We start from the raw sequence: 25,359 nt of genomic DNA on the forward strand, positions 1-25,359 counted from the left end.
TCGAACACTCGACCCCTTGCACCCCATGCGCGTGTTTAGGTGTAAAACGGTGTAATTGTGAGTTGATCTATAGCACCTAAAACCATGCTCAAGGCCGCGTATTCGTTGAGTTTGGCCAGTTTATATGTATCATAGCGTAACAGCGCGTATTACTAGGGATTTAGTACCCATTTAGTACCCAGTTAGTACCCAGCGCCAGCAAACAGCTATGAGGCATATAAAATGAAAGACCTGAGATTGGTATTTTCGACAGGTAGAGCAAGCAGCGCTGAGACTGCGACCAAGGTAATTGAAGATCACTTAAAAGAGCGCCGTAAAGATCCTGAGCAGTTCACCGGTATCAGGACAGTGTTCACCTGCGACATAACTGGCGGCCTAGAGTTGCGCATTGGTGTTCGGACGGTGTGGTCTTTGTCTTACAACATAAAGCGCGGCAGCAAATGGAGTAAGCGCCGGTATGTGATGGGCTTCTACCCAGCTCTATCGGTGGCCGCCGCGCGTACTCAAGCGAACGCACTAAAAGGCGATATTGCCCAAGGCATAGATCCAGCACAGGCTAAAAAGGAAATAGCAGAGCAGCGTCAGAAAGCGATTGATGAGGCTTGCACTGTTACTGAGCTGTTTAATCAGTGGATCTGTTCTCCTGTTATGACCAGTCGCAAGCTTGGCACTGATGAACCGGCGCGCATGATGAAAAAAGACGTGTTGCCCGTTATTGGCAAGCTGGACGTGAAGAGCGTCACGCCTCGACACCTTGCCAGTATCAATAACCGAGTGGCAGAGCGCGGCAATCGTGCTGCAAATATATTGCTGGCGCTACTTCGTCAGATGATGGGTTACGCATTGGATCAAGGGATAATTGAAGCCTTGCCAAGGTTCCCGAGCAAGCTTGAAGAGAACGCGCCGTGTGACCGTGTGCTAAGTGTTCCTGAGCTTGTGGAGCTGTTCGACAAATTGCCAAGTGCAAAACTTATCAACACAACCGAACTGGCGATAAAAATACAGTTAGCCACCGCTTGCCGCATTGGTGAGCTGTTACGCGCCAAATGGTCGGACGTGTGCCTTGATGCCGGTGAGTGGGTTATTCCTGCTGAGAACAGCAAGAACGGCGACCCAATAAAGATATTCCTGAGCCAGTACGCACAAGGTTTATTTAAGCAGTTAAAAGACATTAGCGCTGATGCTGATTATATCGTGTCGAGTGTTACCGGTGCTGGCGCTATCGACCAGAAGGCCGTTACCAAGCAGGTTCGAGATCGTCAGCGCGGCGTACAGATTGCAGGCCGTACAAAGCTGTTTAATACGTTGATCTTATCCTGCGGTACTTGGACACCGCACGACCTGAGACGCACCGCAGCAAGCTCTATGCAAAGCCTACAGATCAACCCATACATTATCGAACGTTGCTTAAACCACAAGCCAGACAAAATAACGGCCACCTATATTCCGCAAGATCCAGAACTTGAGATGTATGAGGCGTGGGAGGCATGGGGGCAGGTGCTGGCAGTCGCAGATAGCGCGAAGGGTGCTGAGCTTGCCGCTCTATACACAGCCAATGCTAAACAGCCCATTGTTCGACGCAAGCGCCTTGCTGAGCTTATGCGCCAGCTCAAGGGCAACGTGGTTCAGTTGCATAAAATGGCCTAAAACAGAATGCGCCTATGGCTTTACAGAGTGACCACAGGCGCACTCACTGATGCCCTGACTCGCTAACCAAGCGGCGTTGCCGTGCGATACGTAACCACCGAACGCACCCCCTGATGCCAGTACTTCCTGAAATTCTGAATCGGCCGTATTGATGCCGAGATCAGCTGCTTTTTCTACCAGCTCTTGATTAGTCATTGTGCAATTCCTTTGTGAGTTTTTCTATTGAGAATGCGGCTCGCATAACAAGCAACCCGTAGAAAAGCAAATTATTTATTGTCTTTTATTTTTGGGCGCGTAAACCATTGATTTATAAAGGTTTTTTGCCGATCTAAGCGCTAGATACTGTGCTTGCCCTGTGGATAACTTTAAAAGCATTAAATAACATGGTGGCCATTGGCTGACCTTATCGTTATCCAATGCAACAAAGACACCCGCGTGAGCGGGTACCTAAGCGAGATAAGAAGGTGGTTCAGACCTTTTTTGTCTCTTAATCAAAAACAGCTTGATTAGGCTTACTTTCAAATACAGGTCAACTATACATCGGTACCGCGTACTTATTCAAACCAATTTAGTAAATATTTACTAATTTGCCGGTGGTGTAGACGACCAGAAAGAAGATCTATCAAGCTCATGATGAAGGAATAAAATCATGGGTAATCAGACACAAGCACCGGTAGCGCCAGCATTTAGCAATAGAAAGTTTGGACGCTATTCAGATTTAGTCGAAGCGTTACAAGTCAGCCGTCAGACCATTTACCGGTGGGTAAAGTTAGACCCTACATTCCCGCAACCACTCAAGAGGGGTAATACTGTTCTGTTCGATATGGCAGCCGTCGAAGCATGGTTAAACGGGGAGGGCGTAAAATGAAAAAGCGCCCGATCAACCGAAGTAAACCGAACGCTTTAGATGATGCCTTAGTCAGCATTGCCATTGTAGCAAGCAGCCCATCCACTCAACAAGCTATTGGCCTGCTGGCGTTGATGCTGCTTACCTTGCGTGAGGTGATGACGTTATGAGCCGATCAATCGCAAAGCGCAATCAGCAAAACGCTATCATATCCGTAAGCCGTGGCACTGCGAACGATGCCAGCAATGAATCTGTTCACTTAATCGGCAACATGACTGGACGCAAGCAGCGCCGCGTTGCAGCTGCAATGGCGCGATGGATTAAGCGCAAGGAGGCTGGCTTATGAGCACCATTACACGCGAACAGGCAGAAGCCAAGCGCACAGAAATTGAAGATATAGAATTGCAGGTTGCGGATCTAGTAACTAACAATCCGTCAAGACAAGGTGCTATGGGAGAGGTTGCCAGTCTGCTTGGAAGGCAGAACGAGCTTGAGCGCGAAGTTCTTCTCTATGATCGAAGTATGGCCGCTAAATACGATAAGTATTATGACGTAACCGGCGCGGATTATTTGCAGATACCAGAATCACTAAATGGATCTGTTATCACTAAGCTGGCCAAGCGCGCCTCGCATACAATGGAGATTCCAATTGGTACTGTGTTTAACGCTTTGCTAGCTGGCGCTTCTGCTGCTGTATCAACTAACTACGTCACTCGCTTTGCAACCGGAACAGTTGTCCCTGCTGTTATTCATGCTGTGTGCGAGCATCCGCCAAGTACCGGAAAAAGTAACCTTAAAAACCAAAGCGTACACAGTTACCAGCGCGCCATGAATGACCATAACAGCGGCATAGCTGCTATCAACAGGGCGGCAGGTAATGACGGTATAAAGCTACCCTATGGTTTTAATATCGCCACAGACGGCACTACAGCGGCAATTGATGCCGAGCTATCTAATATGGACAGTGGCCGAGTGGTTATTGCATCGGATGAACAGGCAGCGTTTCAAAGTTTATTCCCTGAGAATGCCTTTTCATCTAACAATAGTTTATTGCTCAATGGCTGGATGGGTGAGTTTATATCTGGCAGCAGGACAACACGAAAAGCATTTACCGGCTATGTTCAGTCAGCAATCCTGCTAATTGCTCAAGTCGGATCAATTCAGCGCGTATTGTCAGCATCCAATCAAACGGGTTTAGCAGAGCGTTTCCTGTTCACTGCTGAGCCAAGCAGCCTAGGGAGTCGCACGCTAAGCAATGGCTACCTAACGGCAGACGATAAGCACGCGTTCAACCTTGCTGCTACTGAGTGCGTTGAAAGGTATTCAAAGCGGGTGCGCACTGAGGGCGATGGCGCTGTTATCAATACAGATATTCACTCGCTGGATATTGTGGAGCCGCGGCGGGAAGGTTACGAGATCATAAAACAGAAGCGCGCTGAGCTTGAGCCGTTTTTGGGTGAGCTGGAGCGGTCAGGTGAAATGACGTACCTAGGATGGGTAGGCAAGCTGGAAACGCACGTTCTTAAAATCGCCACAGTAATGCACGTTTTTAACTGCCTAGGCAATGGGCGTGAGGTTGATAAGTTTATTCCTGATGAGCTAATCAGAGGTTGTATTGATCTGTTTATTGAATACGGCAAGCACATGCGTTGCATCATTCAGAACAGCGGCGAGTCTGGCAGTACCGCAGAGCTTGAGACGGTAATGGATGTGCTGAGTAGCGAGCAAGTAACAGTTGAGCGAGCCAAGCAGATACTACGCAAGCGCGCTCCGTTCAAAGGTAGAGGCAGGGATGCCTACAGAGCAGCAGGCGCACGAATCAACTCAATGTTAAAAGAGGGTTTAATTGTTAAGTCTGCAACAACTGGAGCGCTGCAAATAATCTAATAAATATCAGTGTACAAATGACCCGCACCGTAAAAAGTAGCGGGTTTTTTATTATCTACAGTTCTGCCCCTTCTGCCCCTTTTCTGCCCCTAGGTAGGGCAGAAGCTAAACCCGCATGTATAGGGGCTTACAGCTATATATATTACAATTCTGCCCCTTCTGCCCTAGTACCCTACCTTTTCCTTTTTATACTGTTTTTTTGTCTATATGTGTGCGCATGGGGCAGAAAGGGCAGAAAGGGCAGAGAATCGCTACAGCCCTTATATACATTGGCTTACAGCCGTTTTGCCGAGGGGCAGAAGTAGGGCAGAAGTAGGGCAGAAAGGGCAGGCATCACACCTAGCCTATGAGTTTTTATATCTGCTGTAATCCACAGCCCAAAACCCAACAATGCCCGAGCAGTAACTCCTGCTTAGGGATCACCACAGTATGCAAAACTTTTGCACACCCCTGACTGGCGGTGTTCCGGCAATTAGAGTGTGGGGTTACTCCGCATTTACGGACAGCCCCGCTACCAAGCTTTTACAGTGGCACGACTACTAATCACCTGAGCAGCCTACGACCGGCAAGGTTTTATTGAAGTCACTACGCGCACGCCCAAGGTTTTATCGCAGTCACTACGCGAGGCACAGCGACTAAACAAGCGGGGCAAATACTAACCATCCTGATAACAACAGGAAAAGAACAGGTGATAGAGCAAGGGCGGCCGCCTTGGCTCCTCTTAGTTTTGGTTTTTGCCGAACATGCCGGAGCCTTGTTAGTTCGCTTGTCGTAATTATTTATCAGGCGCACGCGTGCTTTTATGGGATAACATTCTAGGAGACTTTGACAGCGTATCTATGGCCTCGCTTCTAACCAGCGGCGAATATGCAGACCGGATACTAGGCAAAAGCGAGAGCTCTATTGTTAAAGGCCGCGTGCTGATTTTGCTTACAGGTAACAACCTAACCCTAGCCGGTGATATGCCCCGCCGCGTGCTCAAGTGCAGGCTAGATGCTCAAGTGGCTAACCCAGCAACACGCAAGTTCAACAGTAACCCGCTCGAGTTCATTCGTGAGAACAGGCAGCAACTTGTACAGGCCGGTTTAACGCTAATCAGGGCGTACCTTGAAAGCCCCGAGTGCAAAGCCGGTGGCGCTGTTAAGGGTGAGAGTACAGCAAGCTTTGAGGGTTGGGATTATATGGTTAGACAGACAGTCGCATGGGTGGCTGATGGTATAGGCCAATTTGAATATGAAGATCCGGCGCTGGCGCTAAAGGAGGCCGTAGCAACAGACCCAGAACTTGAGGTATTAACCGAAGCGCTCGAGGGCATAGAAAGGCTTATGGGGGATGGCTGGTTTGAAACCCGCGAGTTGTTCAAAAAACTGAATAACCCTATCTATGGCTTCTCGGATATGCGCGCTGATGGTGGCGATGACGGCGACTTAAAAGAGCTGCTACAGGATCTAACCGGCGCTAATGATTTAACGTCACGCGGCTTAGGGCGTGTGCTTGGGTATCGCGTAGACCGTATAGCAGGAGGCCGTAAGCTGGTTAAACGCACAGGCGGTAGAGTAAACAGATTTAGAATTGAGGGGGTAGACCCAGAACAAGAAACAGCATAAAACATACAGCGCCCCTTAATTGGGGCGTTTTTGTGAAAAAAAGGGGGTTTAAACGGTGTATTCGGTTTATTTACCTTAGTTGTAAAAAGAAATACTAAGTAGCCATATATATGGGGGCAGGGGGTAAATGTCCGTTTGAACCGCACAAACCGCACACCCCCAGCATGGCTAACAATTCAGCACCAACCGGCCAACCTGCGACAGCCCAAAAGTGGATAGTACCCTTTGCTGTTGAATCGACAGCACTACGCGCGCTGATGACTGGATGATTCATTTTTGATTCACCTAGTATGCAACACCTATGAAGGTGTAGTTTCTGGCATGTGGTAATGAAAATGATATATCCTCTAAATCTAAAATAGAGTTACGTGCTTTTAAAAAATAGCGTTCTGATGCATACGTGGAGATAAAATGGGATTTAAGAAAAAAGCTGATGAGTGGCTTGCAAAAAATAATGGATTAACAACATTGGTTTTCTTAGGTTTAATTGTTGTACCTATTATTTGGCTATTTGCAACCCAAGAAAGATCTTCTCAAGCTGTACAAACTGAGCAAGTAGCACCAGTAACACCAGCGCCAGCGGCAATGAAGAACTGGAGATTCAATGAAACTATTGATCCGATGACAGATAAAAAAACTCAAACGCTTAAATTAAAATCAATTAATAGTACAGCATTTGATTTTCCTTATAATACTGAAGGCGGCTCATACCTTTACATTGTATTTAGAAAAAAAGGTAATAGTTTTGATGCGTATATGAGTATTGATAAAGGGCAAATGATTTGTGGTGTAAATAATTGTAAGTTTTCTTTAAGGGTCGGCGATAGCGAAGTGCAGACTTGGACTGGACTGCAATCAAGTACGTATGATTCAGACTTAATGTTCATCCGCGATGCTCGCAGCTTTGAAAAAATCGTTCAGCGTGGAGAGCCTATTCGTATAGGTATTGAATTTTACGAGGCGGGCGTAAGAGTGTTTGAGTTTGATGTAACTGATTACACAGGTTTTTAAGGGGTGTGAGTATGCCTAAAGATAAGTCGGTCATGACTATCACCGACGCCGAACGGTTGAATAAGTATCGCGCCAAGATGATCAAAGCAAGCTTTAAGCGTCTGAGTTTGTACGTAGCGGCATAACCTTGCATACAGATCCTAGAGACGCGCTAAGACCGGCCTTGACTGGCACCTAGCTAATCACTAACTAACAGCCCCACCTAGCCGTGGGGTTTTTTATATCCGCTTAGAGATCACCCACAGATTGTGGTTAGGATTGCCGCCCTAGTATGCAAAACTTTTGCACACCCCTGACTGGCGGTGTTCCGGCAATTAGAGTGTGGGGTTACTCCGCATTTACGGACAGCCCCGCTACCAAGCTTTTACAGTGGCACGACTACTAATCACCTGAGCAGCCTACGACCGGCAAGGTTTTATTGAAGTCACTACGCGCACGCCCAAGGTTTATTCCCAGTCACTACGCGAGCAATAGGCCTCTTATATTGAATACACTATATTCAATAGAGTGTTATAATTGAGCCATACATTCAGCGGGTTTAATTCAATGGCACGACCAAAAACAATCACAGACCAACAGCGCGCCCAAGTGCTGGAATTGAAGCGTAGACACTCTTACAACGAGGTGGCTGCAATCACCGGTCTGCCACTTGGCACGGTGCGCACTATCGTCAGGCGTTCGGGTACGTTGTCGGACAACCCAAAGCATCGGCTGATGTTTACCTTGCCTGCAATCAAACATAGCGCCAGCAGCTCGCCTACAAATACTAACCAATGACAAGTTTTGACAGGTTAAGCGAGCACTCAGAATGTAAACAAATGTACACAGCTACTAGCCCATAGCCTTGTAGTGATCTTGTAGCGGCCTTACCGTAACCTTACCGTGGTCTTGCGCCTAATCTCATCCTTACCTTGTAGTAATCTTACCGTACCGCCATTCAATCCTTTGCATAATCTCAGTCCTCGCTGAAATAGTCGCTATCGAGCTGTTTGACTTCGTAAACCTGTTTGATGCTGCAACCAAGGTTGTTTTCCACCATCAGCTGCGCAAGCTGACTACCATCAATAAGCACCACCTTGATATCCAGACCAAGCGCTGCTTCTTGAGCGCCAACAGAAAAATCGGAAGTGGTTATAAACACACCTTTACGAGCACGTTGCCGCGTCAATGCTCCGATAAACTTGTCTATTTCAGGGCGGTGTACGGTGTTGCTCCATCGCTTAGCCTGAAGGTAAATCACATCAAGCCCCAGCTTGTCTTCTTTGATGATGCCGTCAATGCCATCGTCACTGGTTGCTTGAGTAGCACGCCCAGCCTCTTTGCGAGAGCCGCCGTACCCCATGGCAATCATTAAATCCACTACCAACTGCTCAAAGAAAGAGGGTGAGGCCGCACGCACTTGCATCAACAGCTCGTCTGACAAAGACCGCATCAAACTTTGATGGGCACTAACCAGCTGCTCATCAGGGGTAGCATCAGTGGTCACTGTAGCTTCGCTGAGCTCTCCATCACTTGCGCTGGTGGTTGGGCTAGCATGAAAGGCTACAAACTCCGGATAGCGTTTAAGCCAGCTCACCGTAATGTGATCTGGACCACTATCCAGCACCTCACGCCCACGCTCAGTAATTTGTACTAAGCCCTTGGCCGGTATACATAGCAATCCGGCTTTGTTTAAGTAAGTACGCGCCCAGCCAACCCGGTTGTTAATCACAGTCTGCTTACCTGAAGGCAAGCGCTCACTACGCTCTGCGTCGCTGAGTTGGAACACGTTTGCAATATGCTCGCGCAAGTCGCTTAGGGTCAGCGGAACACCATCCGCTACAGCAACCAATACTGGGCGCATCACACTCTGGAAATCTGGAATGCTCATCTAAAAATCCTGTATTAAACTACCTACGAATGACGGTATTTGACTATAAAATACTCCAAACCCCTGTGCTTGCTTGAAGCTCAGCAATTCCGAGAGCCGCTAATGATTGCAGGCCTTCTTCAATGGATTTCTTAGGCTTTTGCTTAAATGTATCAGCCAAGCTATCTATAGTGTGCGAGCTTGCTGACAAGGTTTCACGAAGCGCTTTTAATTGTTCCGGTAAGGTTTTCGGGAAAGTCGCTTTGCCCTTGGCTGCTGCCGCTTTGGGCGGGCTTACTGCGCCTTCTGCGATTGCAATATCAGCTTCTTGCTGGATGGCATCAGGGGCTTGGTACTCTGGGCGTAGCCAGCGGATAAGGCCTTGTGCCTCTTCTTGGGCGCGCTGCTTGTTGAGCTCGACTAAGCGCATCAGCAGTTCTTCTTCAGCTTCTGCTTGTTCTGCGGGCTTGTCAGGTAAAGGTGTGGTTGCGCCTGGCTTGCCGACAAGTTTTTCAGCTAAGTCTGACCAGCCGTAAGCTTCAAATACTGCGCTATCGAGTTCGTCATGTAGCTCTCGCAACAGAGACAACAAACCTTGCTGGTGAATGGTTTTTTCTTTAGCGGTCAGTTCTTCACCCGCCCTTAGTTTTTCAAGCACGTTGTACATGCCAGTCAGTGTTAAATCAGGGTGTTCGGCTTGCTGGCGTTTGCGGTGGTAGTCGATTTGCTCGGCTAGCTCTCCAATCTTAGATCCATTCTCAGGGCTTAAGGTTGGGAATGGGAAAGTCTCAAAACAAAGTGTTTTGTTATAACGCGAGTCATTACCAATACCAAGACGGCCTCCTGCAAATAAAGACCAGCTCACATGAACCCGAGAGCTTAATACTCCAAGACTTTGAGCTACAGGCAAAGCAAACATAACTGTTGTGCTATCACAAATAGTATTTGAATTAACCCATACAAACACTCGATGCTTTGCTGTTAATGATGTCACGATAGCTTTGTTTGTAGCCTGAAGAGCTTCTCTAAAAGTTTCTCTCGTTCGAGAATATGCCCACCATGTATCTCTTAAAGATAACACGCTATTTTGCTCACGTTCAGGCTTAACTCTATCCAGAAGCCATTGATATATTTCAGGATATTGGTTTTTAATTTCTTTAGGACTTAATCCAAATGTATCTATAGCTGAAAGCGCTCTTGGTCTTTGTGTTATATCCTTACCGCTTACCAATGGTTTAATAATCTTAAATGAATCCGGACTCTCAAAAAGCTGCTTTTGACTAAGCTCTACCGTAAAGCCTTTACCTGTCAGCTGATAGCCAACACTTGAAAGCCCTTCATTAGCTTCTAATAAAGCCGTCTTAGCTGGGTCAATACCAATACTAAGATTAGGTGTAATGACACCGCACACACTCGTTAAAACAACTTGATACTCGTTGTCACCGCTCCTTTTCTCTTTAACTACTCTTGCAACTTCACCTGTAGTGCCATCTGATCCCACGCAAATCAAACTAACCCTAACAGCCGCACCATCTGTGCTATCCACCCATGGGTGGTCGGGGATTACATACCTAATTGCTAAGGTCTTGTGTTTATTTAGATATGTGTCGACTACTTTCCTTGAAAACGTTTGGCGCAAGCTGTTTGTAGTGATAAGCCCGAAGCGCTTGGACTCTTCTTTTCCTACATATTCTGCTGCGCGCGCCCACCAGTACATTACAAAGTCTGCATGCTCTGGTATTTCTGAATAAACGCCCCTCAACGCTTTTAAGTACCCGTCACCCAAAGCTAGCCTAATCCTTCGTGCGCCAATATATGGGGGATTACCAATAATATACTCCGCTTCTGGCCATTCAGCTCGTCGTGGATTGTGGTACTGATACACCGTTGCTCGTCCAGTTTCGTCTGGGATTAGCTCGCCCGTAGTGGGGCTGGCTTTCATGCTGATGCCATCCCAAATCGATACTAAGTCGCCATTATCATCAAGCAAAGGATCGCGACTGTCATAGTCGATTAAGGCATCACGGCACTCGATATTTTTGAAGTCTTTTAAAATTGGCTCTGGTATATCGAGGCGGTCATTCAGTCGGTAATGCCATTGTAGGTAACCAATCCACAGCACCAGTTCGGCAATTTGTGCGGCGCGGGGGTTAATTTCCAAACCGAGAAACTGATGCGGACTGACAGTTAAACCATCTGCGTCCAACACACCTTGTCCGTCGCTCAGCTCAGAGATAAAGCCAAGCACCTCACCCTCAAGTCGCTTCATGTGCTCAAGCGCCACATAGAGGAAGTTGGCGCTGCCACACGCTGGGTCAAGCACGCGCGTTTGGCAAAGCTGGTAATGAAAGGATTTTACTTCCTGCAGTGCTTTGTCTTGCTTGCCTTGGCGCAGTAAGGTTTCTGCTGCGCCGCGAATATCACCCCACTGTTCGCGCAAAGGATCAATCAACGTAGGCATCACAAGACGTTCAACATACGCACGCGGCGTGTAATGTGCGCCCAGTTTATGACGCTCACGCGGGTCAAGCGCACGCTCCAGCAACGTACCAAAAATAGCTGGTTCAACATAACGCCAGTCAGCTTTAGCAGCGTCAATCAGCATTTGAATCTGCTCGACGTTTAACGGTATCGGGTCAATGCCTTTGAACAGTCCGCCATTAAAGCGTTTGATGGTAATCATCAGTCGCTCACTGTAACCACCCGTATTCATGGTTTCCCAGAGTGCTTTAACCGCTTGGGGAAAGGCTGCGGGGTTACGGTCTTTAATATCAACAAGCAAGTCGTAAAAGGATTCTCGAGGTAGCAGCTCAACATCCTCAGCAAACATAGTGAATAAGCAGCGCTTCAGGAAACTAGCCACGCGCTCAACGTCATAACCACTCTGCTCTAGGGACTTTGCCAGCTCTGCTAGCTTGGCGCTGACTTGGCGGGTCGCTTTAGCGGCGTGTTTGCTGGGGTCTAGACTAATAGGGTCAAGCCATAGCTTACGTAAACGCTGCTGTACCTCTGGCTTGTGCAAGTCATCGAGGCGGATTTCATGGTGCCTTGGATCAGGGAAGGCAACGTAGTTACCACCCGTGCGCGTAAACTCTGAATAGGTGTAGATGGCGTTGCCCACGTCAACAACGATAATAAAGGGCGGGCGGCCATGCTCGACTTCTTGCATTGGAAGACCGCGAACGTAGCGCTCGGCTTGAGCAACCGCTGCGTTAATAGCGTTCTGGTGACTAAGCGAGGCGATTTCTTTACCTGTTTGCTTACCCTCAAGTACAAAACAGTCACGGCGGTATAAGTCGAGGTAACGGTTTTCTGTATTGCCGTCCGTCTTTTGCGAAGCAATAAAGCGCTCAAACACGTAGCCGTTTTGATCAGCATCACCGGTACTAGGCTCGGGAAGCGGAAGCTGTAAAAGTGTACATAAATCACGCATAAACGACTGGAAGTTAGAGCGCTCACTTCCGGAATTACCTTTCCATTTGGTGATAAACGCTTCTGTTGACTCTTGAGTTGCGACGGCTTCCAAGTGACTGCTCCTTAGCTCGGTGTTTTTAATCGCAGGTATATTACCTGCCTTTGAGCGCTTTTGTGCCTCAATGGGTTTTACCAGCGCTTAAAGCATCATGTTAGCGCAACTCTTGTCGCGGCAGTCTTGGCTGGTTTCAACATTCTTCAACAAGCACTGACCTTATGAGCACCAGCAATAGCATATTGAATGTTAAGTTTTGTCAGGTTCTGCGCTGCGTACTTAGGTAGGCAATGTTGTCATTTGTTAGCAATCTGTTTGGCGCTGTTTGGGCGTAACCTTGCCGTAACCATGCCAGTATCTGCTGTCCTGAATGACAGGTTTTGACAGGTAGGCTGGCGGCTGCGAGCACGCGCAACGTACACAAATGTAAACAGGCAATGTGAGGTTTTGCGGTGCTGCGAATGCTAACTTTCGCTAACAGGTAGGCTTGCTTGTGACTGCGTATTTTGCGTACCGGTAAACCAGCCCTGACTATCTCAAGGCCGTATGTTGCTGGCGCGTTGCAAGGTGTGCGCAAGTGCGCTATTACATTGAGGTGTCGTTGTATTGCTGGCGCAGTTCGGCACCAGTTGCGCAGTAGTGTTCTGTTGGTGCGTACCAGACCGATGCAACCCATTGGATGATGGCGATATAGACGAAGCATTCTATCAACAGTGGCTTAGTGATCTGAGCGAGTGCTTGCCGCGCCACTGATGCCGCTGGTCGGATTGCTTAAACTAAAAAAGATTTAGTACCCATTTAGTACCCAACCCCCAGAAATGAAAAAGGCCACCTTTGAAAAGTGGCCTAAGTCATTGATTTTATTGGTCGGGACGGAGTGATTCGAACACTCGACCCCTTGCACCCCATGCAAGTGCGCTACCGGGCTGCGCTACGCCCCGACGATGTTTTCACTCGGAAGCTGAAAACGAAAGAGACTATACCCTAAGTAACTGAAATCTGAAAGGTTTTCAGTGAAAATGTGGGTTAATTATATTTTTAATTACTTTTTCAGCCATTTGCCATTCAGGTAAATATAGTGACCAGCAGGGGTTTTCTCGAGAGCTTTTTTGCCGGCCATGGTTTCTACATCACTGAGTTGGAGATTATTAGCTTTTGCTAAGCGTTGGTATTCAGCGCGGCGAGCTTCGTTGATAAGACGGGCAATCTGCTCTGCGTCACCTTGTATAATGACAATGCCTAAGTAACCGTTGGGCTGTTCACCGAGCAAGCCGGAGGCTTTGGCTTGGCTAAGATTGCTCATTGCCGTGTTCAAATCCATGGCTAAGACGGTTGTACTCATAAGGCTGCCCACCAGTAGGAAAGGCATTAAATATTTACGAAGAGTCATGCTGTGCTCCTTAGAATAAACCGCTGGATTCGTCGAGAATGTTATCGAGGGCTTTATCAACCTTGATAAGGATTTCATGTTCAATTTTGACATTTAAGTTGATATTGATGGGCTCGCTAGGTGCTGCAATTTGCACCGTAGGGGTGCAGGCGCTACTTAATAGGGCTAGTACAAAAACACTTAAAAAAAGGTTTGTACGCATAAGAACCTCCTGTATTAACGGTTTTCGAGACGCTCTCGAACTCGTTTTTGAATTATTTCGCTGACTTGGCCGCTAAGCTGGATACTGGCAAGTAATGCGGGGATATCTTCTTCAAGATTAATATTTAAGTTAATGGGGCGTCCTTTTTTAACGTCGGGGTTTTGCCCTTCGAGGTGTAGATTAAGCAGTAGTTTACCGGACTGATCATAACTTACCCCACTACTTAATAGATTAAAATGAAAATCATCTAAAGCATCAGCAACGATGCGCATGGCTGGATTACTGCGTCCGAGGGCTTCGATCTTCTCTGATTGAAACTGTAAAACCCCTGGCTCGCGGGCCTGTAATTGGCCTGCCTCTATATAGATACTGTCATGTTCGATAAATAACGGCAGCTGACCGTCAATGATGCCACTACCGGCTAAACCTTCTGTGGGGTAGATTCTAAACAGCTCCTGTAGTTCTAAACCTCGGAGCTGTAGCAGCAGCTTTTGCTTACGACTTAAATCAAGTTGTTGTGCGTCCAGCCAGACGCGACCGTTAAATACCTGCGCTGCGATGCTTTTCCACTCGGCTGTGCCTTGCAGTGGTGCGTCTAAGGCGGTGCGGTAGTGTGCTTGCTTTAACTCTATTGCGCTGACTGGAACGCCAGGGTCCAGCTCTGTGATGGTTAAGTGCGGCACGCTGAGAGTGAGTGTTGAGCCGTTGAGTTGAGCGTTAAAGTCAAAGCCAAGATTTTTTAATTCGCTACGATTAATAATGCCATTTAAACCGCTGGCGCTGCCTTTAGCCGTAACCTTAAGTGCAGCGCTGTCGGGAAGGGTGAAGGCAATCTCGCTGCGCAGGCGGCCGCTATCAAAGGTCACTAATTCAGGCCAGTCGCTAAAGGTTTTTTGCAGCGGGTTGCCCGCTTTAAAATACACCTCATGCAGCGTGGCGTTGCCTTGTACTGCGTTTTTGAGTAGGCGTATGTGACTTGAGAGGGTGAGGCCGTGTTGGCTCTTGAGGTCACCACTGAGCTCTAGCAGCGGCAGCTGACCGTTGAGTGTGCCGGTGAAATCCCAGTTCTGGCTGTGTAGCTGTTCTGCGTTGAGATTGGTGATATGTGCAGTCAGTGGGCTGTGTATTTTGGGTGCGTAGTCATTTTTTCGGTCACTTTGGAGTTTGAGGCCAGTGAGCTGTAGGGTTGCCTTGGTTGCGCTGGCAATATTAGGCAGCTGTATTTTCTGGGCTTGCACATTGGAGTGTGGCGCAAAGTGAAGGGTCAGTGACTCGGTATTGCCACTGCCACTGAATGAGGTTTGTGCTTGGAGTTTCTCTGCACGCAGGTCTGGGGTGGTTACAGTTGCTGCGTGTATATTGAGCTGCGCTGCGGTGAGCGTGGTTGGCCAGTTAGGACTTTGCTGCGCTGCTAATTGCGCGCTTAAATCCAAGCTCAGATTGTCTAACGTATTGTTGTCGAATTTAGCGCTCAGCTCGCTAGCATGTAAGTTGATGGCTAGCTGGTACGCTGCTTGAGGAGGGAAATTGAAATCCACTGTGCTGCGTAGCAAACCACTCTGAATTGAAGCAGCTTGTGGCCAGTCGGTGAATGTTTGCTGCAAAGGGTTGCCTGCTGTAAACGAAATATTATCTAGGCTGAGGCTGCCGGTAACACTGCCATCGCGCAAAAAGATGTGATTGTGTAGCTTGAGTCCATGCTGGCCCACTAGGCTGCTGTTGAGATCGAGTTGGGCGAGTGGGCCGCTGAGAGTGCCGTGCAAGTCCCAATCTTGGCTATGCAGTTGTGCAGCACTGAGCTTAGCAATGTGCATGTGAATCGGGCTGGACACTTCCAGCTCAGCAACAGCAGCGTTAGCGCCTTGGATGTGCAATCCAGCTAATTGCAGGGCAACTTTTTCTGCATTGATACTGTCAATGATTTCCAGGTTTTGAGCTTCTAAACTTGAGTGCTCATGGAGCTTTAAAGAAAAGTTTTGGGTATCCGCATGGCCGCTAAAATAAAGACGCGCTTGCAAATCTTGAGCGCTGAGAGCTGGGTGCTGCAGGGCGGCAAGCTCAATAAAAAGCTGGGCGTTACTTAGGCTGCCTTGCCATTCTGGTGTTTGTTGCAGATCTAGCAAGCCATTTAGTTGTAAGCGTGCAGGGCCTGTACTGTATAAATTAAAGTGTAATAACTGTTGGCCATCAGGGGTGTCTTGATGATCAGGGTGCGTGGTGATTTGTGCGCTGAGTTGGGTCGGTTTTAACTCGAGAGGGATACTGCGCAACCAATTGCCTTGCAGGTTGCTTAAGGTTAATTGAGTATCAATAAAACTGGGTTGCCACAGCTTACCTTGAGCGCTGGCTTGCAGATTAAGAGAGCCTTGCAGCACACCTAAACCGGCTAAATTTGCATCTATACTGGGCAAGTCAATATGCTGTGGAAGCCACTTTAAAATGCTCTTAGGTAAAGCCAGCTCGGTGTCATCATCATTTGTCGCATTACTGGTTATCGGCCAGTGCGCTTGCAAGCGCGAGGCGGTGAGGTGGCGAATGGGGAAAGAATGCCAAGCGAACGTGATGCTGAAATTATCCAGCTGCAGCTGCTGCGTTTCTGTAGCGCTGTGATTTAGATTTATGTTGACCTGTGCGGCGCTAAAACCATTGTAGTGCCACTGCGGGTTCTGCCAGTGCAAGTCGATACCTTGTTTTTGTAGTAACCAAGGCAGCGTATAAGGCAGTGTGAAAACTGCAGCAATCAATAACAGCACCAATAATAAGCAGGCGCGTAATAAAAAGCGTACTGGCCTAGCGCTAAATACGTGCACAAGCAGATCCCATGTCATCAACTGAGTGCAGGCAGTTTAGCAGGAATGCGCGAGCGCCGTATGCTGTGCGCTACTACACAAAGACGCTACAAAGGTCGCGATGTGTAGCGTTAGGTTGGTGTTTATTGGTGTAGCATGGTAGAACGCTGCCTGAGAATTTAAGGCTGGAGAAGTGTCTGTGGAGTCGGAATCCATTGTGTATGGTTGTATTCGGGATTGGTCGGTAACTGATGTCGAAGAGCAGCAACAGCGCAGCCTCACAAATCTAGCGGCGCTGCAAGCGTTGCCTGAGGCCGATGGTTGGGAGTTGTTCCACCGTGATTTGTTTGGCTGCAGTACTTTTGCGAGCGTGCTGCCGCAATCGCAAGTGATTCATTTTGGTGGCAGTTATCGCTCCATTGAATACGAATGGGCAGTTTGGGTGCAGCACTTTGAAAAGCTGTTAAAACAAATGTATTGGGCCAGCGCTGTGGTGCATTTAGAAACAGAAACCAACGGCACTCATACCTTTCGTTGGGAGTCAGAGCATGACAGCCATCAGCCAAGCTCTGAAGACTTGCAGGTGCGCTGCGTGTGGGAGCGCGACAGCAGTCTGCGCTTGTAGTAATGCAGGCTTGCCTGAGAGAGCGTTATAGAGAAAACTGAAAGAGTTTTTGTGCTGCTAAAGATAAACTTACCGACAGCAGCATTATGGCAAAGATACGCTGCAAAATGGGGCCGCCCAGGCGCGTAGCTAACTTATTACCGATGAGTACACCACAAGCTCCACCGGCAGCGATACCCGCTAGCAATTGCATAGGGGGTTGCGCTGAGTCCAAATACATTAAGAACCCTGCACCAGACACCAGAGCAATAACCGCCATGGATGTTGCGGTTGCAGCGAGCATGGACAGCGGGCTGAACCACAATAAAGCCGGCACAATTAAGAAGCCGCCACCAACGCCCATTAAGCCCGATAGTATGCCGACCCAAAAACCAATAAATATTAGCATGCCACGATTGAGCGGTTTTCTTTCCGGCAGCTCAGGCAAGCTCGCGTTGCCCCACATGCGCCAAGCTGACCATAAAACCAGTACGCAAAAGCCCAGTACCAACCAAAACTCACTGATTAATTGGCCCAGTTGTTGGCCAACCCAGCTGCCGGGTAAGCCGCTGACAGTAAGCAGTAGCACAGGCAAAAGATGCACATCCCCGGCCCGCCAGCGGCCGACCGCGCCAATCAGTGCAGACAAACCTACAGCGCCTAAACTAACGCCTACAGCGTCGCGCAAGGGCAGGTGCAGGCTGAGCAATAAAGGCAGGGCGACTAATGAGCCGCCAGCACCCGTTAAGCCCAAGAGAGTTCCTAGCAGTAAGCCAATACCTAAAGCTTCGTAAATAATGTTGTCCACGGGTTTATCCGATGTGAAAGCGTTAAGACTTAGTGTACGGGGTTAAGGCGGTGGGGTTAAGGTGGTAGTGGTGTGTTTAGTACGAGCGTTGATGAGGTTTTCAGCCAGCCATGCCGCAGATGATTGCTGCGTATGGGCTACGAGTTACAGCGCTATTGAGCTGAGTTAGACTAGCTACAGTGGGTGGTGTAGATGAGTGTAAGTGCTGATGAGGTGATTATGATAGTGGCCCGATGTGAAAGAGAGCGTTATGGCATCTGAACAAAGTAAAGCGCGGCGGCGCTGCGCAGAATGTACGCGACCTCTGCAGCACTGCTTGTGTAGTTTAATCCCAAGCTTGCCGAGTCGCACGCGAGTCCTGTTGTTGCAGCATCCTGATGAGGCTAAGCATGCGCTCAATACTGCTCGATTTGCTGCTATGGGCTTGCACAATGCGCAGTTAATTATTGCTGAAACAGTGGTTGAGCTTGAGCAGTACTTACAGCTGCCAGGCTATCGTCCTTGCGTACTGTTTCCGGGCGAGGCCGCGCAAGAGCTGCAAGCGTATCAAGGAGAGCAATTACCACTGCTCTTAGTTGTACCGGATGGTACTTGGCGTAAAGCGCGTAAGATTTTGCACTGTAATCCATTATTGGCGGCTTTACCGCGCGTGACCTTACCAGCTGGATTAAGCAGCCGTTATCGCTTGCGCAAAGCGCCTGATGAAAATGCACTGGCAACTGTTGAAGCAGTCACCCATGCCCTGACGGCACTTGAGCCTAGCGTTGACTTCAGCCCGCTCTTGCGCCCTTTCGAGGCCTTAATTGAAGGGCAGATTCAAGCAATGGGTGCTGAGGTTTATCAACGTAATCATGTCGACCCTGCAGACTAAGTGTAGGTGCCTATTGGTATTGCTGCGTGAGCAAGGCTAGTCAAAACAGCTTTGGTGCTAATGTTTTTAATCAGCAGAGGTTCGGATGAATTTTCACACTCGGAAATGGATAAAACCAGAAGATTTAAACCCTAATGGCACGCTGTTTGGTGGCAGTCTGCTGCGCTGGGTTGATGAAGAGGCGGCGATTTATGCCATTGTGCAGCTGTGTAATCAGAAGGTCGTGACCAAGCGCATTTCAGAAGTTAATTTCGTTAGCTCAGCGCAACAAGGCGATATTATTGAGTTGGGTATTGAAGCGACGGCCTTTGGTCGAGCATCGATCACTTTACGCTGTGTGGTGCGTAACAAAATCACTCATAAAAATATACCGACCATTGAGCGCATGCTGTTTGCCAATATAGGCCCTGATGGTAAGCCTGCCGCGCATGGTAAAACTGAGACCAGCTACAGCCATGATGTGAATAAGCCAGAGTGAGACTTGCTTGGCTACACCTCATACTAGAAGAAGTAAAGGCCATCTAAACGCCTAGCCTATGATTGGCATCAGCGTTTAGATCGCGGGGTAGGTGAAACGAAGGTTTTTATCCGCTTGGCGAAGAACTTAGATTTTAAAGCGCGCAACCAAGCTTTGTAATGATTGACTCAGTCGTGCCAGCTCAGCAGCAGAAGCCGATGTTTCTTCAACTGCAGCAGCTGATTGGTCAGCAATATTATTGACGTTGTCCACGTTTACGTTAATTTCTTCTGCTACGGCGCTTTGCTCTTCTGCGGCGGTAGCAATCTGTATGTTCATCGCTTGAATCTCAGACACAGTGCGGGTAATTGCTGTTAACTCTTCACCTGCTTCCTGAGCGTGCTCTAGGGTTAAACTTGCTAGGGTGCGACTGCTATCCATTGTCGCAACTGCATTTTGCGAGCCCTGTTGCAAGTTGGCAATCAGCTCTTCAATTTGTGCAATCGACTGCTGAGTACGATGCGCTAAGTTGCGTACTTCGTCAGCAACCACGGCAAAACCTCGACCGGCTTCGCCAGCACGAGCCGCTTCAATGGCAGCATTGAGCGCGAGCAAGTTGGTTTGCTCAGCAATGCTATTAATTACAGTTAGAACAGTACCGATGCTGGTGCTGTCTTGATTGAGGCGCTGGATGGCTTCAGCACTGGTGTGCACATCTTGCGAGAGCGTATTGATATCAGATAAAACAACTTGCAGAGCTTGGTTACCAGTTTTCGCTTGGTGGTCCGCTTTCTGCGCAGCTGTTGCCGCTTCTTCTGCGTTTTGTGCAACCTCATGCACTGTGGCTGACATTTCATTCATCGCCGTCGCCACTTGCTCAGTTTCGATGCGCTGGTTATGTACGCCGGCACTGGTTTGGTTGGTCACCACCGATAGCTCTTCGGCAGCAGCAGCAAGCTGTGTGGTGATACCGTTGACTTCGCCCAGCGCGCCACTGAGGTTATTACGAGTCTGATTAAGGGCTTTGAGTAAGGTGCCAAACTCATCTTTACGTTGCTCGACGCTAGTACCGGTCATATCACTGTTACCGATGGCCTGAGCAATGCTGATGGCTTGATTCAGCGGGCGGGTTATTTGTCTGACGATCAATATGCCAATTAACGAGCCCAGCACGATAGCGATTAATGTCAGAGTTATTGAGGTGAATTTTGCACTGCTGGCCACTTTGGCACGGAATACTGTTTGAATCTCTAAAATTTGATCAATATTTCTGCGCATATTCGCATAAACATTATCCACTACTGCTGCAGCAGCTAATTGCGCTTGGTCTAGTTCGTATGTTTGGCGTAGAACACTCATGTAGCTCTCTAATGCTACAGATGAATCTGCGAGCAAGCTTGCTGCTTGGCCATGCAGTCTAGGGCGTAACTGTTGGCTGATTGCTTGTAGTTCGGTAAAGCGATCTTCCAAGCGTTGCAGGCTCTGTGCACTTTCTTCCATTAAGAAAACCCGCGCTGTATAGGCGAGTATGTAACGCGCTTGCGCTAAGTCTGCAGCAAGGCGCCCGGTCACAGTGTCGTAGAAATCTTCATGCAGGATCGGTTGTTGCGCGCTGCCGTTAACCAGCTCATTCAATTCATTTAGCAAGGCGATTGTTTGCAAGCCACTGCTCACTGCGCTATCGAGGTTACTTGCTTGCTTTTGCTGCGCTTGGACATTATCAGCAAAGGCTTTGCTGTAGTTTTCGACATTGGTTGCGATTTGGTTAATGGCTTCAATACCATGCTGTTCGGTGAGCTTAGGTCTGACGTTGGTTATGTTTTTTTGAATATCAGCAATCAGTGCTTGTGTTTGTTGGATATATTTTTCATCAGCAGATGCATTATAACGGCTGCTGGCGATTAACAAATCTTTACTGGCAAGGTCAATCTGAGTCAGCTGCAGGGTGTTGTCACCACGCATAAGAATGTGATTGATATTGTAGAGACCATTTGCCGCTAAAATTATAATCAGTAGCAAAATAGCGCCAATACTAATGGCGAGTTTGACTGATACCTTGATGTTTTTCATCGAATTGCGCCTTCATATAGGTGTCTGAAAACTCGTGGTTCAGACATTTTAGTCGTAAGCACGCAGCAATAGTGTGCAAGTCATGCTTGAACAGAATGTGCTGAAGTTATTGCGCTCACTATACAAATCTGAGTGATTTAGAGCATTGTTTCTGATCAAGACTGCGACAGGTGCGTTAAGACTTGTATCGGCCGGCAGCGGGTTAACTGTAGCGTGCCGATACAAGGGGGTGAGGCGGGGTTATACGTTGAATCTAAAGTGCATCACATCGCCGTCTTTAACGATGTATTCTTTGCCTTCAAGACGCCACTTACCGGCTTCTTTAGCACCTGCTTCACCTTTGTACTGGATAAAATCATCGTAACCGATGACTTCAGCGCGGATAAAGCCTTTTTCAAAGTCCGTATGGATGGCTGCAGCGGCGCGAGGCGCAGTGGCCCCCACTTTAACTGTCCAAGCACGTACTTCCTTAACCCCTGCAGTGAAGTAGGTTTGCAGTTCGAGTAGCTCGTAGCCAGCACGAATTACACGGTTAAGGCCGGGCTCTTCAAGGCCGAGGGCCTCAAGGAACATGTCTTTTTCTTCGCCGTCATCCAGCTCAGCAATTTCCGCTTCGATTTTGTTGCACACAGGAACGACTGGTGCGCCTTCTTCCTCGGCGATAGCGCGAACGATATCGAGGAAAGGGTTGTCTTCAAAGCCGTCTTCAGCAACGTTAGCAATGTACATTACAGGTTTGGTGGTCAATAAATGAAAGCCACGGATAATTTGCTTCTCATCGTCACTCCAGCTTTTTAGTAGCGAGCGTGCGGGCTTGCCTTCAGTGAAGTGGGGGATAAGTTGTTCGAGCAAGGCTTTTTGCGCCACTGCTTCTTTGTCGCCGCCTTTGGCGTTACGCGCTACGCGCTGTAATTGTTTTTCACAGCTTTCTAGGTCGGCAAAAATCAGTTCTAGATCGATGATTTCAATATCACGCTTAGGGTCAACTGAGTTGGATACGTGAATGACGTTATCGTCTTCAAAGCAGCGCACAACGTGAGCAATAGCATCGGTCTCGCGGATATTGGCTAAGAACTTGTTACCTAAACCTTCACCTTTAGAAGCGCCTTCAACTAAGCCAGCAATGTCGACAAACTCCATGGTGGTGGGCAGAACACGCTCTGGTTGCACTATCTCAGCTAACGGCACTAAGCGCGGATCGGGTACAGCAACGATGCCTGTGTTTGGCTCGATCGTACAGAACGGAAAGTTTTCGGCAGCAATGCCTGATTTGGTTAAAGCATTAAATAGGGTTGACTTGCCTACGTTGGGCAAACCTACGATACCGCAGTTAAATCCCATGATGAGTCCCTCGGGAAAAAAAGAGTCAAGCCTTTTGGCTGTGTAACTGCTGCATTGCGCGGGAAAAATTACCGTCAAGAAGATCAGGCAGTACGCCAAGGGCGAATTCGATACTGGTGAGTGTGAGTTCTTGCTCGTTGCGCGGTGCACGGCCGAGGACGTAGTTAGACACTTGGCTGCTATGGCCTGGGTGACCGATGCCTATGCGCAAGCGATAGAAGTTTTTTTGATTAGCGAGGCTGGCAATGATATCCCGTAGTCCATTATGTCCACCGTGTCCGCCGCCAAGTTTGAGTTTGCATACGCCAGGCGGCATATCCAACTCGTCATGGGCGACTAGAATCTCTTCAGGCTTGATTCTGAAGAAGTTTGCTAGCGCAGCTACAGCTTGACCGCTACGATTCATATAGGTGGTTGGGATTAGTAAGCGCACATCGCGGCCTTGATAATTGAGTTTACCGGTCAGGCCGAAATACTTTTTATCAAAGCTGAGGTTGACGCCATGCTGTGCAGCAAGACGCTCCACAAAAAAAGCTCCCGCGTTGTGCCGGGTCTGGTCGTATTCTGGGCCTGGATTACCTAGGCCGACGATCAGTTGAACAGCATTCACTACGGGAGCTCCTTGTCTTACAGGTTAAGCGCTGAAGAGATTACTTCTCTTCTTCACTTTCACCTTCAGCTGCTGCAGGCTGATCTTGTTCTTCGTCGATTACTTCTTCAACACGTGCAGGGCTTACAGTCGCAACTGCAATGTTGTTGTCCTGTTCAAGAGCGGTGAACTCAACGCCTTTAGGTGCTTTGATGTCAGCCAAGTGTACAGTTTCGTTCAAGTCAACTTCGAGCATGTCAACTTCGATGGACTCAGGTAGGTCTTGCGGTAAGCAAGTTACTTCGATCTCAGTGGCGAGACGGAAGATATCACCACCACCCATTTTCACACCAACACAGTTTTCTTCGTTGAGAAGAACAACTGGGATAATGGTGGTCAGTTTTTGGCCAGCAACAATGCGGATAAAGTCTGCGTGCATCGCAAAGCCTTTAGCTGGGTGACGCTGCAAGTCTTTGATCAGAACACTTTCTTTTTTACCGTCAACGTTCAGCACTAAAATACTACTGAATGCTGCGTCGTTAAGTAACAGTTTAGTTACTTCACGGTTTTGTAGGCTGATTGAAGCAGGTTCACTGTCACCACCGTAAATAACGGCAGGAACTAGATCCGCGTTACGACGTAGGCGGCGGCTCGCACCTTTCCCCAAGTCGCTACGCGCTTGTGCATTAAGAGTAAATTCGCTCATGTGTATCTCTCCAAAAAAACAACAACGCCCGCCAACTTGCGACCAGTGACGAGCGGGGTTGTGAAAGCCTAAGTTTAGTTAGGCGGTTGTTGATTGCTCGCTGTTCAACGGAACATCGCGCTAATCGATTCTTCATTACTGATTCTGCGTACAGCTTCAGCAACTACAGGCGCAATGTCGAGTTGACGGATGCGCGTGCAAGCCTGAGCTGCAGCAGACAGCGGAATAGTATTGGTAATAACAATTTCATCCAGCAATGAGTTCTCAATGTTTTCGAGAGCACGGCCAGAGAAAATAGGGTGTGTGCAATACGCTAGTACTTTTGAAGCGCCACGCTCTTTTAAAGCTTTAGCAGCTGTGCACAAAGTGCCGGCTGTATCAACCATGTCATCCACCAGAATGCAGGTGCGGCCATCAACATCACCGATAATGTGCATTACTTCTGATTGGTTGGCTTTGGGGCGACGCTTGTCAATAATTGCAAGGTCAACACCTAGCGCTTTAGCGACAGCACGAGCACGTACAACACCACCAATATCCGGAGATACAATCATTAGGTTTTCGAAGCGCTGGGCATGGATATCATCCACTAGCACTGGAGAACCGTAGATGTTGTCGACTGGGATATCAAAGAAGCCTTGAATTTGGTCGGCATGTAAGTCAACAGTCAGTACGCGGTCAACACCAACACCGGAAAGCATATCAGCAACAACTTTAGCACTGATAGCAACACGGGCTGAGCGTGGACGACGGTCTTGTCGAGCGTAACCAAAGTAAGGAATCACGGCGGTGATACGTGACGCTGAAGAGCGGCGAAAAGCATCAATCATAACAATGAGTTCCATGAGGTTATCATTGGTTGGCGCGCAAGTAGGTTGGATTAAAAAAACATCCTTACCGCGTACGTTCTCGTTGATTTCCGCACTGACTTCACCGTCAGAGAATTTGCCAATCGAAGCATCGCCCAATGGAATATACAATTGAGCTGCTACACGACGAGCGAGGTCGGGGTTTGCGTTCCCCGTAAAGATCATCATCTTCGACACGCGCAGTACCTGTTTTTTACTGAGGGTGGACCTGACGAAAAAAACCTTCGTGTCTCGCGATCAACGCGAAACCACGAAGGTTTCGTAATGTGGCAGGGGCGGCTGGATTCGAACCAACGCATGGCAGGATCAAAACCTGCTGCCTTACCGCTTGGCGACGCCCCTGTAG

Annotated in this window: 22 protein-coding genes and 2 tRNA genes; 10 read left to right on the plus strand and 14 right to left on the minus strand. The window is 48.4% G+C overall.

All coding sequences use genetic code 11. The features are described from left to right. Window positions 1–222 precede the first annotated feature (222 nt). Window positions 223–1,647: a tyrosine-type recombinase/integrase gene (locus O6P33_RS05255; protein WP_269819162.1), complete on the plus strand. Its 1,425-nt coding sequence runs from the start codon at window positions 223–225 to the stop codon at window positions 1,645–1,647. A gap of 12 nt (window positions 1,648–1,659) precedes the next feature. Here the strand turns inward: O6P33_RS05255 and O6P33_RS05260 are convergent, their stop codons facing one another. Then, window positions 1,660–1,842 carry a hypothetical protein gene (locus tag O6P33_RS05260; protein WP_269819163.1) on the minus strand — a complete coding sequence of 61 codons (183 nt, stop codon included), beginning with the start codon at window positions 1,840–1,842 and terminating at the stop codon, window positions 1,660–1,662. A gap of 454 nt (window positions 1,843–2,296) precedes the next feature. On the opposite strand from O6P33_RS05260, the gene O6P33_RS13185 reads away from it, so the two are divergent. The 6 genes from O6P33_RS13185 (at window position 2,297) to O6P33_RS05285 (ending at window position 6,999) form a co-directional block, all read left to right on the plus strand. Continuing rightward, window positions 2,297–2,515, plus strand: a complete 219-nt coding sequence (locus tag O6P33_RS13185; RefSeq protein ID WP_420094965.1) for a helix-turn-helix transcriptional regulator — start codon at window positions 2,297–2,299, stop codon at window positions 2,513–2,515. Further along, the gene (locus O6P33_RS05265) at window positions 2,512–2,664 is read left to right on the plus strand and encodes a hypothetical protein (RefSeq protein WP_269819164.1); all 153 of its coding nucleotides are present in this window, start codon (window positions 2,512–2,514) and stop codon (window positions 2,662–2,664) included. The genes O6P33_RS13185 and O6P33_RS05265 overlap by 4 nt, the downstream gene beginning before the upstream one ends. Continuing rightward, window positions 2,661–2,840, plus strand: coding sequence for a hypothetical protein (locus O6P33_RS05270; protein ID WP_269819165.1), 180 nt, complete (start codon window positions 2,661–2,663; stop codon window positions 2,838–2,840). The genes O6P33_RS05265 and O6P33_RS05270 overlap by 4 nt, the downstream gene beginning before the upstream one ends. 56 nt (window positions 2,841–2,896) lie before the next feature. After that, a complete protein-coding gene (locus O6P33_RS05275; RefSeq protein ID WP_269819166.1) occupies window positions 2,897–4,381 on the plus strand; it encodes a DUF3987 domain-containing protein in 1,485 nt (494 codons plus the stop codon). A gap of 839 nt (window positions 4,382–5,220) precedes the next feature. Further along, a complete protein-coding gene (locus O6P33_RS05280; protein ID WP_269819167.1) occupies window positions 5,221–5,988 on the plus strand; it encodes a hypothetical protein in 768 nt (255 codons plus the stop codon). A 411-nt stretch (window positions 5,989–6,399) separates the two neighbouring features. Then, the gene (locus tag O6P33_RS05285; protein WP_269819168.1) at window positions 6,400–6,999 is read left to right on the plus strand and encodes a hypothetical protein; all 600 of its coding nucleotides are present in this window, start codon (window positions 6,400–6,402) and stop codon (window positions 6,997–6,999) included. Window positions 7,000–7,954: 955 nt separating this feature from the next. Here the strand turns inward: O6P33_RS05285 and O6P33_RS05290 are convergent. The 6 genes from O6P33_RS05290 to O6P33_RS05315 all read right to left on the minus strand — a co-directional run bounded on the left by O6P33_RS05290 (window position 7,955) and on the right by O6P33_RS05315 (window position 16,719). Beyond that, window positions 7,955–8,869, minus strand: coding sequence for a restriction endonuclease (locus tag O6P33_RS05290; protein ID WP_269819169.1), 915 nt, complete (start codon window positions 8,867–8,869; stop codon window positions 7,955–7,957). A gap of 43 nt (window positions 8,870–8,912) precedes the next feature. Continuing rightward, a complete protein-coding gene (locus O6P33_RS05295) occupies window positions 8,913–12,374 on the minus strand; it encodes a class I SAM-dependent DNA methyltransferase (RefSeq protein ID WP_332880042.1) in 3,462 nt (1,153 codons plus the stop codon). Window positions 12,375–13,181: 807 nt separating this feature from the next. After that, window positions 13,182–13,258: transfer RNA gene (locus O6P33_RS05300), tRNA-Pro, on the minus strand. 101 nt (window positions 13,259–13,359) lie between these two features. Next, entirely contained in the window at window positions 13,360–13,707 is a 348-nt protein-coding gene (locus O6P33_RS05305; protein WP_420094966.1) for a YdbL family protein, read from the minus strand. Between the two features lie 10 nt (window positions 13,708–13,717). Continuing rightward, the gene (locus O6P33_RS05310; protein ID WP_269819171.1) at window positions 13,718–13,909 is read right to left on the minus strand and encodes a YnbE family lipoprotein; all 192 of its coding nucleotides are present in this window, start codon (window positions 13,907–13,909) and stop codon (window positions 13,718–13,720) included. A gap of 14 nt (window positions 13,910–13,923) precedes the next feature. Beyond that, complete coding sequence (locus tag O6P33_RS05315; RefSeq protein ID WP_269819172.1) at window positions 13,924–16,719, minus strand: YdbH domain-containing protein; 2,796 nt, start codon at window positions 16,717–16,719, stop codon at window positions 13,924–13,926. A gap of 178 nt (window positions 16,720–16,897) precedes the next feature. On the opposite strand from O6P33_RS05315, the gene O6P33_RS05320 reads away from it, so the two are divergent. Next, window positions 16,898–17,323: a hypothetical protein gene (locus O6P33_RS05320; RefSeq protein ID WP_269819173.1), complete on the plus strand. Its 426-nt coding sequence runs from the start codon at window positions 16,898–16,900 to the stop codon at window positions 17,321–17,323. 25 nt (window positions 17,324–17,348) lie between these two features. Here the strand turns inward: O6P33_RS05320 and O6P33_RS05325 are convergent, their stop codons facing one another. Continuing rightward, window positions 17,349–18,110, minus strand: coding sequence for a sulfite exporter TauE/SafE family protein (locus O6P33_RS05325; RefSeq protein WP_269819174.1), 762 nt, complete (start codon window positions 18,108–18,110; stop codon window positions 17,349–17,351). Window positions 18,111–18,360: 250 nt separating this feature from the next. Here O6P33_RS05325 and O6P33_RS05330 point away from each other — a divergent pair, with 250 nt between their 5' ends. Both O6P33_RS05330 and O6P33_RS05335 read left to right on the plus strand, forming a co-directional pair. Next, window positions 18,361–18,981, plus strand: coding sequence for a tRNA-uridine aminocarboxypropyltransferase (locus tag O6P33_RS05330; protein ID WP_269819175.1), 621 nt, complete (start codon window positions 18,361–18,363; stop codon window positions 18,979–18,981). 85 nt (window positions 18,982–19,066) lie between these two features. Then, entirely contained in the window at window positions 19,067–19,459 is a 393-nt protein-coding gene (locus O6P33_RS05335) for an acyl-CoA thioesterase (RefSeq protein ID WP_332880043.1), read from the plus strand. 126 nt (window positions 19,460–19,585) lie between these two features. Here O6P33_RS05335 and O6P33_RS05340 read toward each other — a convergent pair whose 3' ends face one another. The 6 genes from O6P33_RS05340 to O6P33_RS05365 all read right to left on the minus strand — a co-directional run bounded on the left by O6P33_RS05340 (window position 19,586) and on the right by O6P33_RS05365 (window position 25,355). Then, on the minus strand, window positions 19,586–21,508 hold the full coding sequence (locus O6P33_RS05340; protein ID WP_269819176.1) for a methyl-accepting chemotaxis protein: 1,923 nt from the start codon (window positions 21,506–21,508) through the stop codon (window positions 19,586–19,588). Window positions 21,509–21,748: 240 nt separating this feature from the next. Further along, a complete protein-coding gene (gene ychF / locus O6P33_RS05345) occupies window positions 21,749–22,849 on the minus strand; it encodes a redox-regulated ATPase YchF (RefSeq protein ID WP_269819177.1) in 1,101 nt (366 codons plus the stop codon). 25 nt (window positions 22,850–22,874) lie between these two features. After that, window positions 22,875–23,459, minus strand: a complete 585-nt coding sequence (pth, locus tag O6P33_RS05350; RefSeq protein ID WP_269819178.1) for an aminoacyl-tRNA hydrolase — start codon at window positions 23,457–23,459, stop codon at window positions 22,875–22,877. Between the two features lie 40 nt (window positions 23,460–23,499). Further along, entirely contained in the window at window positions 23,500–24,144 is a 645-nt protein-coding gene (locus O6P33_RS05355) for a 50S ribosomal protein L25/general stress protein Ctc (protein ID WP_269819179.1), read from the minus strand. A 104-nt stretch (window positions 24,145–24,248) separates the two neighbouring features. After that, window positions 24,249–25,190: a ribose-phosphate pyrophosphokinase gene (locus O6P33_RS05360; protein WP_269819180.1), complete on the minus strand. Its 942-nt coding sequence runs from the start codon at window positions 25,188–25,190 to the stop codon at window positions 24,249–24,251. A gap of 90 nt (window positions 25,191–25,280) precedes the next feature. Further along, window positions 25,281–25,355: transfer RNA gene (locus tag O6P33_RS05365), tRNA-Gln, on the minus strand. Window positions 25,356–25,359 lie beyond the last annotated feature (4 nt).

Source organism: Denitrificimonas caeni (assembly GCF_027498055.1).
In the GTDB taxonomy this organism is placed as follows: Bacteria; Pseudomonadota; Gammaproteobacteria; order Pseudomonadales; family Pseudomonadaceae; genus Denitrificimonas.